General features: G+C 70.3%; 11 protein-coding genes. 6 read left to right on the forward strand and 5 right to left on the reverse strand.

Annotated features, from left to right (window positions below; all coding sequences use genetic code 11):
- Positions 1–9: 9 nt before the first annotated feature.
- Positions 10–2166 (reverse strand): tetratricopeptide repeat protein, encoded by a 2157-nt coding sequence (locus PV734_RS42230; RefSeq protein ID WP_319098040.1) that lies wholly within the window; start codon positions 2164–2166, stop codon positions 10–12.
- 126 nt (positions 2167–2292) lie between these two features.
- Here PV734_RS42230 and PV734_RS42235 point away from each other — a divergent pair, with 126 nt between their 5' ends.
- Positions 2293–3159 carry a 5'-methylthioadenosine/S-adenosylhomocysteine nucleosidase gene (locus PV734_RS42235; RefSeq protein ID WP_319294694.1) on the forward strand — a complete coding sequence of 289 codons (867 nt, stop codon included), beginning with the start codon at positions 2293–2295 and terminating at the stop codon, positions 3157–3159.
- A gap of 187 nt (positions 3160–3346) precedes the next feature.
- Positions 3347–5260, forward strand: coding sequence for a tetratricopeptide repeat protein (locus PV734_RS42240; protein WP_319294727.1), 1914 nt, complete (start codon positions 3347–3349; stop codon positions 5258–5260).
- 84 nt (positions 5261–5344) lie between these two features.
- On the opposite strand, the gene PV734_RS42245 is transcribed toward PV734_RS42240, so the two are convergent.
- Positions 5345–5782 carry a PPOX class F420-dependent oxidoreductase gene (locus tag PV734_RS42245; protein WP_319098044.1) on the reverse strand — a complete coding sequence of 146 codons (438 nt, stop codon included), beginning with the start codon at positions 5780–5782 and terminating at the stop codon, positions 5345–5347.
- Between the two features lie 535 nt (positions 5783–6317).
- On the opposite strand from PV734_RS42245, the gene PV734_RS42250 reads away from it, so the two are divergent.
- Positions 6318–7007 carry a helix-turn-helix transcriptional regulator gene (locus tag PV734_RS42250; RefSeq protein ID WP_319098045.1) on the forward strand — a complete coding sequence of 230 codons (690 nt, stop codon included), beginning with the start codon at positions 6318–6320 and terminating at the stop codon, positions 7005–7007.
- 84 nt (positions 7008–7091) lie between these two features.
- On the opposite strand, the gene PV734_RS42255 is transcribed toward PV734_RS42250, so the two are convergent.
- Complete coding sequence (locus PV734_RS42255) at positions 7092–8117, reverse strand: ATP-dependent 6-phosphofructokinase (RefSeq protein WP_319294696.1); 1026 nt, start codon at positions 8115–8117, stop codon at positions 7092–7094.
- Positions 8118–8373: 256 nt separating this feature from the next.
- On the opposite strand from PV734_RS42255, the gene pta reads away from it, so the two are divergent.
- The 3 genes from pta (at position 8374) to pyk (ending at position 13297) form a co-directional block, all read left to right on the forward strand.
- Positions 8374–10479 carry a phosphate acetyltransferase gene (gene pta / locus PV734_RS42260; RefSeq protein WP_319098047.1) on the forward strand — a complete coding sequence of 702 codons (2106 nt, stop codon included), beginning with the start codon at positions 8374–8376 and terminating at the stop codon, positions 10477–10479.
- Positions 10476–11705, forward strand: coding sequence for an acetate kinase (locus tag PV734_RS42265; RefSeq protein WP_319294698.1), 1230 nt, complete (start codon positions 10476–10478; stop codon positions 11703–11705). Before pta ends, PV734_RS42265 begins: the two co-directional genes overlap by 4 nt.
- A gap of 161 nt (positions 11706–11866) precedes the next feature.
- Complete coding sequence (gene pyk, locus PV734_RS42270) at positions 11867–13297, forward strand: pyruvate kinase (protein WP_319098051.1); 1431 nt, start codon at positions 11867–11869, stop codon at positions 13295–13297.
- Positions 13298–13365: 68 nt separating this feature from the next.
- Here the strand turns inward: pyk and PV734_RS42275 are convergent, their stop codons facing one another.
- Positions 13366–13557, reverse strand: a complete 192-nt coding sequence (locus tag PV734_RS42275; protein ID WP_319098053.1) for a hypothetical protein — start codon at positions 13555–13557, stop codon at positions 13366–13368.
- A gap of 9 nt (positions 13558–13566) precedes the next feature.
- On the reverse strand, positions 13567–14418 hold the full coding sequence (locus PV734_RS42280) for a helix-turn-helix transcriptional regulator (RefSeq protein ID WP_319294700.1): 852 nt from the start codon (positions 14416–14418) through the stop codon (positions 13567–13569).
- Between the last annotated feature and the right edge of the window lie 113 nt (positions 14419–14531).

The raw sequence follows: 14531 nt of genomic DNA on the forward strand, positions 1-14531 counted from the left end.
GGTGAGGGGTTATTGCTGCTCCTCAGCCCGCGTGCGGGCCCGGTCGGCCTCAGCGGTATCGCCGGCCCGGGTGAAGGCGTCGGCGGCCTGGAGCCAGCAGACACGGGCCTCCGCGGCACGGCCGGCGGCCTCGTGGGCGCGGGCGAGGTTGTGGAGGACCTGGCCCGTGTTGTGCCAGTCCTCGAACTCCCGGTAGACCTCCAACGCCCTCCCATACCCCCCAATCGCCTCCGCCACCCGGCCCGCCTCCTGAAGGGCGAGGCCGAGGTTGTTCCACGCGCTGGCCTCGCGGTGACGATCCCCGGCGGCCTGGAACAGGTCACGGGCGCGGGTGTGCGCCTCGACCGCCTCCGCCACCCGCCCCGCCTCCCGCAGGGCGATGCCGAGGTTGTTCCACGCGCTGGCCTCGCGGTGACGATCCCCGGCGGCCTGGTACAGATCGCGGGCGCGGGTGTGCGCCTCGACCGCCTCCGCCACCCGCCCCGCCTCCCGCAGGGCGATGCCGAGGTTGTTCCACGCGATGGCCTCCTGGTGGCGGTCCCCAGAGGCCTGGCACAGGTCGCGGGCGCGGGTGTGCGCCTCGACCGCCTCCGCCACCCGGCCCGCCTCCCGCAGGGCGTTGCCGAGGTTGTTCCACGCGCTGGCCTCGCCCTCGTAGTCCCCGGCGCGGACGGCCGCCTTCAGACCAGCCCGGCCCACCCCGACACAGTCATCGAAATACCGCCGCCACTCCAGATAGACCCCCAGACATTCGGCCAGCCGCCAAGCCGTGTCCGCAAACCGCTCCTGCTCCCCCCACCCCACCGCCTCCACCAGCCCCGCACGCTCCCCATCCAGCCACCCCAACGACTCCCCCCGCCCCCCGAACCGCCACGGCACCGGCAACCCCGGAAACCACCGCAACCAGTCATCAGCCGCATCCGCCCACGAGTAATAAAAGTCCAGCACCCGCCCCCGCGCAGCCTCCCCCTCCTCCACCAACCCCGCATCCCCCGCCACCACACCCACCCCGAACACCCGCACCAAGTCATGCAACCGCCACCGCCGGCGTCCGCTCCCCCGCTCGACGAGATGCGCGCGGGCCAGGGCCTCCAGCGCCCGGACCGGAGGTGTGTCCGTCCCGACGAGCGCGGCGACGACCTCGTCGCTCGCATCGGGCCCCGGGGCCAGCGCCAACAGACGCAGCACGCGGGCCTGCTCGGGCGGCAACCGCCTGTACGACAGGTCGAAGGCGGCCCGGACACTGCGCTCGCCGTCATCGAGGTGGTCGAGCCGGTCGCGGGACTCAGTAAGTTCGGTGGCAAGTTCCTCGACCGGTTTACCCCGGTCCACCACCAGCAGCGCCGCCGCGATCTGGAGGGCGAGCGGCAGATGTCCGCAGAGGGTGGCGAGGGCCGTGACCGACTCAGGATCGTCCGCGACACGGCTGTCGGCAGGGTGAGCGATCCGCAGGGCGCGGTCGAGGAGCTCGTACGCCTCCTCCGGCGTCAGTTCGTCCAACGCCATCAGCCGAGCCCCCAGTTGGGGCAGCCGGTCCCGTGAAGTGACCAGGAGCCGGTGCCCCGTGTCGCTGCCCGGCAGCAGGGACCGCACTTGAGTCGGCGAGGACGCGTTGTCGGCCAGGACCAGTACCGGACCCCGTTCCCGGGCACGGTCGGCGAGGGCCGAGCGGTAGAGCGCGGCCCGCTCGTCCGCGCGGGCCGGGATGTGCTCCGGCTCCGTACCCAGCGCCCGCAGCAGCGCCTCCAGAGCCTGCTCGGCGGTGACGGGTTCCTCGTCGTACCCGTGCAGGTCGAGGAAGAGCACCCCGCCCGGGAACCAGCCCTTGGCGCAGGCCTCGTGCCCCGCCTGCACCGCGAGCGCGGTCTTGCCGATACCCCCGAGCCCGGAGACCGCCGCGACCACCACCGCTTCCGGGGCGGCACCGGAATCGGAGCCGGAGTCAGGGTCGGAGTCGGAGTCGGAGTCGGAGTCGGACGGGTCGAACGCGTCGAGCAGCGCCCGCAGTTCACCGTCCCTGCCGGTGAAGCCGACCGCCCGCGCGGGGAGGGCGTCCAGCGCGCTGGGCGCCGGCGCGTGCTCGCGGTACTCCGCCTTCGCCGTGAAGGGACCCGTGAACTTCCCGCCCTGGAAGTCGAGGTGGTCCCCGTCGTACTCGGTCGCCATCGTGCCGTCCGTCCCCCGTGCCGCCTCCGAGGCGCCGCCTTCGAGCCTCGCGTGACATCAAGGTACGCCGCAGCCCACCACTCCAACACGCGCTCCGTACAGGCGCCTTGGCAGTACCTTGGAAGCGTGCCGGAGACAAAACCCACGGTGGCGGTCCTGACCGCACTGTCACTCGAATACGACGCCGTACTCGCCCACCTCGCTGACGTCGAGAAGCTCACCCACCCGCGCTACGGCACCAAGGCCAAGCGAGGCCAACTCGCCGGCACGCCCTGGCAGGTGGCCCTCGTCGACATGGGCGAGGGCACGCTCACGGCGGCCACGCTCACCGAACGCGTGCTGACCTGGCTCGACCCCGAGGCAGTGATCTTCGTCGGCGTCGCGGGCGGCCTGAAGGACGACATCGCGATCGGTGACGTCGTGGTCGCGACCAAGGTGTACGCGATCCACGGCGGCAAGCAGACCCCCGACGGTTTCCTCACCCGTCCGGAAGCCTGGCGCGCCTCGCACCGCCTGGAGCAGGCGGCCAAGGAAGCGCTGCGCGGCAAAGCCCACTTCAAGCCGATCGCCGTGGGAGACGTCGTCCTCGCGGACAGCGACTCCGAGCTCGCCCAGCGCATCCGCACGAGCTACAACGACGCCGCCGCCATCGAGATGGAGAGCTCCGGAGTAGCCCACGCGGTGCATCTCGCCGGTGAGGCGGGCGCGTTGATCATCCGGGGCATCAGCGACAAGGCCGACGCGGACAAGTCCCGTGCGGACGCGCAGGGTTCGCAGCCCCGGGCTGCCGCGAACGCGGCCGAGGCGGCGATCGCCGTACTCCGCGAGCTGGAGCCGAAGCCTGTGCCTGGCCAGGCGGCCACCGACCCTCGGGAGGGTCCTTTTCGCGGCTCCACGTACGGAGGGGACCACATCGACCTCCGGGGAGGCACGTTCAACGGCACCTTCATCGCAAAGCAAGTCGGGCACCGCCCCGACGGCGACGGACGATAGCCCGCACGCGAAACTCGGCACAGGAGTCCACTCCCACGGCCCGGTCCCCCTGGCGACCGCCACGCTCCCGCCCCGCCCCTTCGGCTTCACAGGCCGATCGGCGGAACTGGGCCGCTTGCTGCCGCACCTCGAACCCGCCCCGAACGATGCCGCCGCGCTCCCTCTCCTCATCTTCGCCGTCACCGGCATGGGCGGCATCGGCAAGACTGCGCTCGCCGTCGAGGCGGCACACCAGGCCTACGCGCAGGCCTGGTTTCCCGGCGGCACGCTCTTCGTCGACCTACGCGGTTACGACGACGACCCGGTCACCGCCGACCAAGCGGTCCTGGCCCTGCTCGACGCCCTCGGCGTACGTGGACCGGATCTGCCTCCATCCACCGCACGCCAGTACGACGTCTACCGCCAACTCCTCGCCGAGCGGCCTGACCGCACGCTGCTGATCCTGGACAACGCCTCGGACCCGGCCCAGTACCTCCCTCTGCTTCCCGGCACGGACCACCACCGGGTACTGATCACCTCCCGTGACCGTCCGGACTCCCTCACCGGCGTCCGCCTCATCGACCTGGAGGCGCTCCCTCCGGAGGACTCCGCAGCGCTCATCACCCGCGCCCTCCACGACGCCGACGAACGCGACGACCGCCCGGCCCGCGAACCGGACGCCCTCCACGAACTGACCGCCCTCTGCGGACACTTGCCGCTCGCCCTCCAGATCGCCGCCGCGATGCTGCGCCGCCGCCGTCTCCGCGGTATCGCCTCCCTGGTGACCGAGATCATGCAGGCCGAGGACCCGACTGCCGTACTGGACAACGGCACCCGAGGCACCGACCTGTACGGCCGCGCCCTCGCCCTCCGACCGATCCTGGAGACCTCGTACCGCCGCCTCCCACCCGACCAGGCCCGCCTGCTGCGCCTGCTCGCCCTCGCCCCGGGCCCGGACACCAGCACGGAGGCGGTAGCCGCCCTGACCGACCTCGGCACGGAGACCGCCCTGCGCCTCTTGGAGGACCTGGCCGCCACGCACCTCGTCACCCCGGTCAGGACTGACGACGGTTCGGATGCCGGCGTGCGGTGGCGGTTGCATGACTTGGTGCGGGTGTTCGGGGTGGGTGTGGTGGCGGGGGATGCGGGGTTGGTGGAGGAGGGGGAGGAGGTGCGGGAGCGGGTGCTGGATTTCTATCTCGCGCGGGCGGGTGCGGCTAATGACTGGTTGCGGCGGTTGCCGGGTTTGCCGGTGCCTGGGCGGTTCGGGGGGCGGGGGGAGGCGTTGGGGTGGCTGGATGGGGAGCGTGCGGGGCTGGTGGAGGCGGTGGGGTGGGGGGAACGGGAGCGGTTTGCGGACACGGCCTGGAGGCTGGCCGCATGTCTAGGGGTCTATCTGGAGTGGCGGCGGTATTTCGATGACTGGGTCGGGGTGGGCCGGGCTGGTCTGGAAGCGGCCGTCCACACCGGAAATCGTCACCGCGAGGCCGGCGCGTGGAACAACCTCGGTATCGCCCTGCGAGAGGCGGGCCGGGTAGCGGAGGCAGTGGAGGCGCACACCCGTGCCCGCGACCTGCACCAGGCCGTCGGGAACCGTGACCGCGAGGCCATGGCGTGGAACAACCTCGGCGGCGCCCTGCGGGAGGCGGGCCGGGTGGCGGAGGCGGTCGAGGCGCACACCCGCGCCCGCGACCTGCACCAGGCCGTCGGGGACCGCCACGGCGAGGCCAGCGCGTGGAACAACCTCGGTATCGCCCTGCGGGAGGCGGGCGGGGTGGCGGAGGCGGTCGAGGCCTACACCCGCGCCCGCGATCTGTACCAGGCCGTCGGGGATCGTCACCGCGAGGCCAGCGCGTGGAACAACCTCGGTATCGCCCTGCGGGAGGCGGGCCGGGTGGGAGAGGCGGTCGAGGGGTATGGGAAGGCGCTGGAGATCTACCGGGAGTTCGAGGACTGGTACCGGACTGGCGAGGTCCTCCACAACCTCGCCCGCACCCACAAGGCCGCCGGCCGTCCCGCCGAGGCCGGCGCCTGCTCGCTCCAGGCCGCCGACGCCTTTACCCGGGTCGGCGACACCGCCGAAGCCGACCGGGCCCGCACCTGGGCCAATGAGCAGCAGTAACACCCGCCCCACCCCGGCGTCACGCCCTCCCACCCCCAACCCCGCAAACTCCCGAGTCCCTGCCCAAGAAGAAGGGCACCCCGCTCACACCTCAGGCAGCACCCCCGGCCGGAACGGCTCCACCCCCACAACCCGCCGCACCCGCGTCACCTCGATGAGGAGCATCACGCGCCGCTCCCCCGGCAGCAGCCACGGATAGCGGTCCTCGTTGATGTACTTCTTGGTGAGCCGGTCCATGGAACGTTCCGCCTCCTCGCCCTCCACGAACCGCACCACGCGCCCCCGGATCTCGGCACGGTCGTACGGGTTCTCGGGGTCGTGGTGGGAGAGGGAGACGTTCGGATTGCGGCGGAGGTTCTCCTCCTTCACGCGGCCGATGGCCGTGTTGACCATGACGTGGTCGCCCTCCATGTCCACCCACATCGGCGACACCTGCGGCATGCCGTCGGCGCCGACCGTCGCGAGGTGCCAGAAGTTCGGGGCCAGCAGCCGCTCCCGTATATGCCCCTCCACCTTCCGCACCCCAGCCCCAGTCCCAGCCGCCACTACCGCTGCCGCTGCCTCTTGCCCCTGCTCCGCCTTGCCGCTCACGCGACCACCGCCCTCCGAGGCCGCCCACCCGGCCTCACCGTGTCCGCCATCCCCGCACCGCAAGGATCGCGCCGCAACTACTGGTCAGTACTGGCCAGTTACCCACCCGGCCGAGCCCCCGACCGTACCGCACAGGCCTTCGAGGCACGCCCGAACGCTCGACGCCCCCCGCCACCCGGAAGCACCCCGACACCGCACGCACGGCCGAGGGACACGCGCGCATATGCCCCGCCACCTTGCCGTTCGCATGATTCCTCGCCGCGGGAGCTCCGGCCGAGTCGTCCGGACGGCCGGCACCCCATCACCTTCGGCAACCCCGGAGTACCGCCCACATCACCCCCAGGACCCTCGCCCAGCCGTAGTTTCCTACAATCCGTAATTGTGGCCGAACAGAACGTAGTCACCGCCGCCCCGCGCCCCTAGCTTGTGGCGCGTGCGCCGACCCCCAGTTCCGTCCCCACCGCCCATGCCGCCGACCCCGCCCTTCGACGCCCACGCCGCCCGCAGACTCCGCCTGGCCCTCGGAATGGGCCCCGAACACGTCGCGTACGGGATGCGGGTCTCGTACGGTCTGCCGTACGTCACGCCCGACCACGTGATCGCCTGGGAGCGCAACCTCATGGCCCCGGGAGCGAGTGAACTCACCGCTCTCGCAGGGGTGTTGTGGTGTGCGCCCAGCGAACTCATCGGCCGCCCGCACACCTTGCGCGAGCATCGCGTCGCACGCGGGCTCAGTGCCGAGGACGTCGCCCGGGCCGTCGGGTTCGAACTCCTCGTCTACGCGCGGATGGAGGAGAAGGACGAGTGGCGCGGCACCGAGCGGCAGTCCGCGATTCTCGCCGAGGTACTCGACCTATCGCTCCCCGACCTCATCACCCTCACGGGCCTCGACGGCAGACTCGCCGGACTGCTGCGCGGCGCGGTCACGACGCGCTGGCAGGCGTACGTCCGTCCCGTCAACAAGGTGGTGCCATTGAACCGGCGCCTCCTGGAGAGCACCCTCCAGGAGTTGCACCGCTACTACCAGGGGCAGATGGCCGCCACCCTGACCTGGGCGGACGGCTCCGCGGCGACCGGGGCGAGCCACATCGGACGCGACTTCCTCGACCGGATCGTGGAGCACTTCTGGGCAAGGCTGGAGAGCACTGCTCCCTGAGACCGCAGAACCGAAGACCGCGGAACCGAAGAGCGCGGCCCCTCAGCACCACGCCCAGGTCTCGCGCCCCGTCTCGTCCACCGGTTAGAAAACCGACTCCGCCTCGTCCATCCGGTCCTTCGGGACCGTCTTCAGCTCCATGACCGCCTCCGCCAGCGGCACCATCACCACGTCGGTCCCACGCAGTGCCGTCATCCGCCCGAACTGGCCCTGGTGCGCGGCCTCCACCGCGTGCCAGCCGAACCGGGTCGCGAGCACGCGGTCGTACGCGGTGGGCGTGCCGCCGCGCTGGATGTGGCCGAGGATGACCGGCTTGGCCTCCTTGCCGAGCCGTCGCTCCAGCTCGTACGCCAGTGCCGTACCGATGCCCTGGAAGCGCTCGTGGCCGAACTGGTCGATCGCGCCGTGGTCGTAGTCCATGCTGCCCTCGGCGGGGTGCGCGCCCTCGGCGACGCAGATGACCGCGAACTTCTTGCCGCGCGCGAACCGCTCCTCGACCATCTTCACGAGGTGCGCGGGGTCGAAGGGGCGCTCGGGGAGGCAGATGCCGTGGGCACCGGCCGCCATGCCGGACTCCAGGGCGATCCAGCCCGCGTGCCGGCCCATGACCTCGACGACCATCACCCGCTGATGCGACTCGGCGGTGGTCTTGAGGCGGTCCATCGCCTCCGTGGCGACGCCCACCGCCGTGTCGAAGCCGAAGGTGCGGTCCGTCGCCGAGATGTCGTTGTCGATCGTCTTGGGGACGCCGACGACCGGCAGGCCCGCGTCGCTCAGCATCCGGGCCGCCGTCAGCGTGCCCTCGCCGCCGATCGGGATCAGCGCGTCGATACCGAACTCGTGGATCATGTCGGAGGCGTTCTCGCAGGCCTCACGCAGCCGGTCGCGCTGGAGACGGGAGGAGCCGAGGATGGTGCCGCCGCGCGCGAGGATGCCGCTGACGTCGTCGAGGTCGAGGGCGCGGTAGCGGCCGTCGAGCAGCCCCGCGTAGCCGTCCTCGAAGCCGATGACCTCGTCGTCGTACTGCGTGACCGCCCGGTGGACGACCGACCGGATCACGGCGTTCAGGCCGGGGCAGTCGCCGCCTGCGGTGAGAACTCCGATACGCATCGTGCTGTGTCTCCTGCTCGCTGTGATCGCTGTGAGCGCTGTGACCGCGGTGCCGGCTCGGACAGCCCTGTCGGCTCTGATCGTTGTTGGCTCTGATCGTTCTGATCGCTTTTGATACCTGTGAGCCACTTCAATTGTTCCACGCCCCGGCCGGACCCTCGATCCTCACCGCCCCCACCGGACTGACCGGCGCCTTGACCAGCGGCGCGGGTACTGTCAAGAGGCCCGAACAGTCCAGCTGAAACGGAGAGCACGCGTGACGACCCGCAGCGTGTACGTGACCGGGATCGACCGGGGCGACGGCCGCCAGGTCGTCGAGCTGGGAGTCATGGAACTCCTGACCCGGCAGGTCGACCGCGTGGGCGTCTTCCGCCCCCTGGTGCACGACAACCCGGACCGCCTCTTCGAGCTGCTGCGCGCCCGCTACCGCCTCTCCCAGGACCCGGCGACGGTGTACGGCATGGACTACCCGGAGGCGTCCGCGCTCCAGGCCGAGCAGGGCACCGACGAGCTGGTCTCGACCCTCGTCGACCGGTTCCTGCGCGTGGCTCGCGAGTACGACGTCGTCCTGGTCCTCGGCACCGACTTCGCCGACACCCAGTTCCCGGACGAGCTGGCCCTCAACGCCCGCCTGGCGAACGAGTTCGGCGCGTCGGTCGTCGCGGTCGTCGGCGGGCGTGACCAGACCGCCGAGTCGGTGCTCGCCGAGACGCGCAACGCGTACCGCGCGTACGAGGCACTGGGCTGCGACGTCATCGCCATGGTCGCCAACCGCGTCGCCCGCGAGGAGCGCGACGCGATAGCCGATGGCCTCGGCTCCCGCTCCCCGGTGCCCTGTTACGTCCTCCCCGACGAGCCCGCCCTCGCGGCGCCGACGGTCGCCCAGATCACCCACGCGCTCGGCGGCAAGGTACTCCTCGGCGACGAGTCGGGCCTCGCACGTGACGCGCTGGACTTCGTCTTCGGCGGCGCGATGCTGCCCAACTTCCTGACCGCGCTGACCCCCGGCTGCCTGGTCGTCACCCCCGGTGACCGCGCCGACCTGGTCGTCGGCGCCCTGGCCGCGCACAGCGCCGGTACGCCGCCCATCGCGGGCGTCCTGCTGACCCTGAACGAGCGCCCCAGCGACGAGGTCCTCACCCTCGCCGCCCGGCTGGCACCCGGCACCCCGGTCGTGTCCGTCCCCGGCACCAGCTTCCCGACCGCCACCCAACTCTTCTCCCTGGAGGGGAAGTTGAACGCGGCCACCCCGCGCAAGGCGGAGACGGCACTCGGCCTCTTCGAGCGCCACGTCGACACGACCGAGCTGCTGAAGCGGGTGTCCGCACCCAGCAGTGATCGCGTCACGCCCATGATGTTCGAGCACAAGCTCCTCGAACGCGCCCGCGCCGACAAGCGCCGGGTAGTCCTCCCCGAAGGCACCGAGGAACGCGTCCTGCACGCCGCCGAGGTGCTGCTGCGCCGGGGCGTGTGCGACCTGACGCTGCTCGGCCCGGTCGACGGCATCCGCAAGAAGGCCGCCGACCTGGGCATCGACCTCGGCGGGTGCCAACTGATCGACCCGGCGACCTCCGAGCTGCGGGACACCTTCGCCGAGAAGTACGCCGCCTTCCGCGCCCACCGGGGCGTCACCGTCGAGCTTGCCTACGACGTCGTCTCGGACGTCAACTACTTCGGCACCCTGATGGTCCAGGAGGGCCTCGCCGACGGCATGGTGTCGGGGGCCGTGCACTCCACGGCCGCGACCATCCGCCCGGCCTTCGAGATCATCAAGACCAAACCGGACGCCGACATCGTCTCCTCCGTCTTCTTCATGTGCCTGGCCGACAAGGTCCTCGTCTACGGCGACTGCGCGGTCAACCCCGACCCGAACGCGGAGCAGTTGGCCGACATCGCCATCCAGTCGGCCGCCACCGCCGAGCAGTTCGGCGTCGAGCCGAGGATCGCCATGCTGTCGTACTCAACGGGTACGTCCGGCTCGGGCGCCGACGTCGACAAGGTGCGGGAGGCGACCGAGCTGGTGCGCTCGCGGCGCCCCGACCTCCGTATCGAAGGGCCGATCCAGTACGACGCGGCGGTGGAGCCGACCGTGGCCGCCACCAAGCTCCCCGGCTCCGAAGTCGCGGGCCAGGCAAGCGTGTTGATCTTCCCTGACCTCAACACCGGCAACAACACCTACAAGGCCGTGCAGCGTTCGGCCGGCGCCGTCGCCGTCGGCCCGGTCCTCCAGGGGCTGCGCAAGCCGGTCAACGACCTGTCCCGGGGCGCCCTGGTCCCCGACATCGTCACGACGGTCGCGATCACCGCGATCCAGGCCCAGACCGCCGATTCCGCCCCCACCCAGAAGGCGCCCCACCAGTGACCGCGACCCGCGTCCTCGTCCTCAACTCCGGCTCCTCGTCGGTGAAGTACCAGCTGCTCGACATGCGCGACAGCAGCCGGCTCGCCGTGGGCCTGGTGGAACGCATCGGCGAGGAGACGTCCCGCCTCAAGCACACCCCGCTGGCCACCGGCGGCACGTCCCGCGAGCGCACGGGCCCGATCGCCGACCACGAGGCCGCCCTGAAAGCGGTCGCGGAGGAGCTGGCAAGTGACGGACTCGGCCTGGATTCAACGGAGTTGGTGGCCATCGGCCACCGGGTCGTGCACGGCGGCCAGTCCTTCACCGAGCCCACGGTCGTCGACGAGACGGTCCTCGCGGAGATCGAGCGCCTGATCCCGGTGGCCCCGCTCCACAATCCCGCGAACCTGACCGGCATCCGCACCGCGCGGTCGCTCCGCCCCGACCTCCCCCAGGTCGCGGTCTTCGACACGGCCTTCCACACCACGATGCCGGAGTCGGCGGCGCGCTACGCGATCGACGTGAGGACGGCCGACGAGCACCGCATCAGGCGCTACGGGTTCCACGGCACGTCCCACGCGTACGTGTCGCGGGAGACGGCCCGGCTGCTGGGCCGGGCGCCCGAGGACGTGAACGTGATCGTGCTGCATCTGGGCAACGGGGCGTCCGCGTCGGCCGTGGAGGGCGGCAGGTGCGTGGACACCTCCATGGGGCTGACGCCACTGGAGGGTCTGGTCATGGGAACACGGTCCGGTGACCTGGACCCGGCCGTCATCTTCCATTTGACGCGTGTTGGCGGAATGTCCACGGACGAGATCGACACTCTTCTCAACAAGAAGAGCGGCCTGCTCGGTCTGTGCGGAGACAACGACATGCGGGAAATCCGCCGCCGTATCGACGAGGGCGGCGCGGACGCCCCGGCGGCCCGGCTGGCCTTCGACATCTACATCCACCGTCTGAAGAAGTACATCGGCGCCTATTACGCGGTACTCGGCCGGGTGGACGCCATCGCGTTCACGGCCGGAGTCGGCGAGAACGCGGCATCGGTGCGCGAAGCGGCGGTGGCGGGCCTGGAGGGCCTCGGGGTGGCCGTGGACGGCGCCCTGAACGCCGTACGGAGCCAGGAGGCCCGGCTGATCTCCCCCGCGGGCTCCCGGGTCGCGGTGGCCGTCGTCCCGACGGACGAGGAGCTGGAGATCGCGACACAGACGTACGCGCTGGTGGGAACGGCGAGAACGGACAACTGAAGACACTTAACGGATATTGGACGAACATTGGGAAGACATCGGAGGCACCGCCGGAAGAGCCTCACCTGAGCGCTATCCCGCCCCTTTGTGTTCAGTCCATCCTTCTACGTCGTCCACCAGGCGGAATATTCCGAAGCGAAACAAACCGATAGGATCGCCCCATGCGCCGTTCGAAAATCGTTTGTACTCTCGGCCCCGCGGTCGACTCCCATGAAATGCTCGTCTCGCTGATCGAGGCCGGCATGAACGTGGCCCGGTTCAACTTCAGCCACGGCACGCACGCCGAGCACCAGGGCCGGTACGACCGGGTCCGGGCCGCCGCCAAGGAGACGGGCCGAGCGATCGGCGTCCTGGCCGACCTGCAGGGCCCGAAGATCCGCCTGGAGACCTTCGCGGAGGGCCCCGTCGAGCTGGTCCGGGGCGACGAGTTCGTGATCACCACCGAGGACGTCCCCGGTGACAAGACCATCTGCGGTACGACGTACAAGGGCCTCCCGGGTGATGTGTCGCCCGGCGACCAGATCCTGATCAACGACGGCAACGTCGAGCTGAAGGTCCTGGACGTCGTGGGTCCGCGGGTGAGGTCGACCGTCATCGAGGGTGGCGTCATCTCGGACCACAAGGGCATCAACCTGCCCGGCGCGGCCGTGAACGTCCCGGCCCTCTCCGAGAAGGACATCGACGACCTGCGCTTCGCCCTGCGCATGGGCTGCGACCTGGTCGCCCTCTCGTTCGTCCGCGACGCCGGTGACGTGGACGACGTCCACAAGATCATGGACGAGGAGGGTCGCCGCGTCCCGGTCATCGCCAAGGTGGAGAAGCCGCAGGCGGTGGACAACATGGACGCCGTCGTGGCGGCCTTCGACGGTGTCATGGTGGCCCGCGGTGACCTCGCCGTCGAGTACCCCCTCGAAAAGGTCCCGATGGTGCAGAAGCGCCTGGTGGAGCTGTGCCGGCGGAACGCCAAGCCGGTGATCGTCGCGACCCAGATGATGGAGTCGATGATCACCAACTCCCGCCCGACGCGCGCCGAGGCGTCCGACGTGGCGAACGCGATCCTGGACGGCGCGGACGCGGTCATGCTGTCCGCGGAGTCTTCGGTCGGCGCGTTCCCGCTCGAAACCGTCCGCACGATGTCGAAGATCGTGGTCGCGGCGGAGGAGGAGCTCCTCTCCAAGGGCCTCCAGCCCCTCGTCCCCGGCAAGAAGCCGAAGACGCAGGGCGGCTCGGTCGCCCGCGCGGCCTGCGAGATCGCCGACTTCCTCGGCGGCAAGGGCCTGGTGGCCTTCACCAAGTCCGGCGACACGGCCCGCCGCCTCTCCCGCTACCGCGCGGCCCAGCCGATCGTCGCCTTCACCACCGACGAGGGCACCCGCAACCAGCTCTCGCTGAGCTGGGGCGTCGACTCGTACGTGGTCCCGTTCGTCAACAGCACGGACGAGATGGTCTCCCTGGTCGACCAGGAGATGCTGAAGCTGAACCGCTTCAACGTCGGCGAGATCGTCGTCATGACGGCCGGCTCCCCGCCCGGCGTCCCCGGCACGACGAACATGGTCCGCGTGCATCACTTGGGCGAGGGCGAACACGCCTGACGGCAGCACGCTTGTACGACCGCGAGGGCGTCCCCTGTTGTACGTGACGGGGGGCGCCCTCGTTTTCGCTAGAGGAGGTGGTCGGCCTTGCCGGCCTTGATCTCCTGGATGAGGGTGCGGAGGGCTTCCCGGGTGTCGGTGAGGTAGGTGTCTTCCTGGCCTGCGACGGCGATGTAGGCGTTGCCGGTGGGGTCGGTGCCTATGCGGAAGCAGTTGGCGCCTTCGGCGCAGTAAGGCTCTTCCCAGGTGATGTCAGGCATGGAAACTCCTCAGAGTTGGCGGGCGATGCCGTGGATGAAGTCGCGGGACGCGTCGGCCGAGAGTGATGCGGCTTCCATCCAGTCCAATTGGGCTCGGTACTTGTCGAGTTGAGACACCCCGTGGGTGAACTCGGGACCGTGAGCCGAGTCCAGCTCCACGGTGTCGAGCTGGGGGACGGGGCCTTCGGCGTAGATCACCGCTTGACCCGCACCAGGAAACGCTCCCGCCTTGAAGGGGATCACGCGTACTCCGACGTTGTTGCGCTCGGACACATCGCACAGGCGCTCCAACTGGCCGCGCATCACCTTGGCTCCGCCGTACTCGACGCGCAGCGCGGCCTCGTGCACGTATCCGACGTAAGTGATCGGCTCGTCCCGGTAAAGCACCTGCTGTCGTTGCAGGCGAAGGGCCACACGCAGCTCGACCTCTGCTGGTGAAAGGGGCGGCAGTGCGGCACCGAACAGGGTGCGGGCGTAGCCGTCGGTCTGGAGCAGGCCCGGCAGGATCAGAGACAGTCCGACTCGCACGCTCCGGCAGTGCCATTCCAGTTCCGCGATGTCGAGGAGTCCTGCGGGGATTTGCCCCCGGTACACCTCCCACCAGCCGCGCGTACGCGTCCCGACCATGTCGACCAGAGCGTCGATGTACGCCTCGTCGTGACAGGCGTAGTTGCAGGCCAGGGTCCGCAGTCGGTCCGCGCTGATGGCCCGGACCCCGGACTCGATGTTGGACACCTTCGTCCGGTCCAGCCCGAGCAACCCGGCGGCGTATTCCGTGGTCACGTCTGCTGCGAGACGCATCTTGCGCAGTTCGGCGCCCAAGCGCTTCTGGCGTTCCGTAGGTGTTGACCTCGGCGGCATGTGTCATTTCCTCCTGCGGGTGCGGCGCAAGTCTGCCCTCTGGGCACCGTATTGGTCCACCAGGCTAGTGGTAATTCTGGAGAATAAGCGGCAAAGAGCCACCTCATGCATCT

This window comes from Streptomyces sp. AK08-02, assembly GCF_033795085.1.
Classification (GTDB): Bacteria; Actinomycetota; Actinomycetes; order Streptomycetales; family Streptomycetaceae; genus Streptomyces; species Streptomyces echiniscabiei.